This window comes from Streptomyces sparsus, assembly GCF_054776295.1.
The window spans coordinates 1-1113 of the sequence record NZ_BAAHCA010001274.1 but is presented as its reverse complement, the minus strand read 5'-3'; the positions used below and the strand labels follow the sequence as shown (position 1 = coordinate 1113).

Here is a 1113-nt window from a genome sequence, read left to right as displayed (position 1 = left end):
CCCGCGAGGGCCTGGGCGCGGGCGGAGGCGGCGCCGGCAACCGTCGTCCCCCACGCGCCGGCCTCGGCGACCCGGACTGAGAGCTCCGGCTGCCAGCGCAGCGCCCAGCTCTCCCGGAAGGTGCCGGTGCCACCGCGTGCGCGGACCGGCTCGCCCCAGTCGATGCCCAGCAGCCGCAGCTGGTGGAGCAGTCGGCTGCGGGCGGCGTCGGTGGGGTTGCGCAGGTCGAGTTCCAGCTCCCGTTCCGCTGCCTCCGGCTTGAGCCGGAGCGAGCGGTGCAACCGGTCGAGGTCGCGTTGCAGCGGGACGGCGGGGGCGTCGGGCGGGACCTCACCCAGCACGTCGCCGACGATGAGGCGGTCCCTGATCAGCGCGTACGGGACGTCGGACCCCTCGCAGAGAACGGCCCGCACCGCGTCCGTCGTCTCGCTCAGCCCGGCCAGCGGCCGGCCGCGCATGGCGGCGAGCGCCTCGGCGAGCCGCACCGCCTCGATGACGTGGGCCGAGGAGACGGGGAGGTCCTCCGCGCGCAGCAGCGCGGCGACCTTCGTCATCCAGCGGGTGACCGGCCGGTCGGCCGCCGAGAAGAGGTGCCCGTACCAGCCGGGTGAGTCGATGCCGGCGCCGTAGCCGCTCTGCCGGGCCAGCCTGCGGTGCGTCCACGGCACCCAGGACAGCTCGGCCTTCACCTTCGGCAGCCCCTTCAGCAGGCGGCGGTCGGCGGTGACCGGGTGCTGCTCACGCAGGGCCGGTACGTGCCAGGCCCCGCAGACCACGGCCACCCTCGCGTCGCCGAACTCCCGCCGCGCCTCGCGCAGCCGCAGCCGCATGTGGGCCTCGCGCGGCAGGTCGCGCTCGTCACCGCCGTGGCCGTGGGTGGCCCGCAGCTCCGTCATGGCCTCCTCCAGGGCGTGGAAGGCCGCGAGCGCGTCACCAGGCGCCCCCTGCTCGGCCCCGCTGCCCGGCGTGGAGCCCTGGTGCTCGACCGCGTCCTCCCACCACCGTTCCGGGTCGTCGTGCCCGGCGGCCTCGGCGAGTGCGGCAAGCGGGTCAAGCCGCACGGCTCGCACGTCCGGCGGACCGGTCGCCGCCCCGGAACCGTCCGGTGCCGCG

Annotated in this window: 1 protein-coding gene; it reads right to left on the bottom strand. The window is 76.7% G+C overall.

What is annotated here, in order from left to right:
• Positions 1-1113, bottom strand: a 1113-nt coding sequence (locus ACYVE9_RS27855; RefSeq protein ID WP_461030663.1) for a DUF5682 family protein, incomplete at both ends; no start/stop codon positions are given.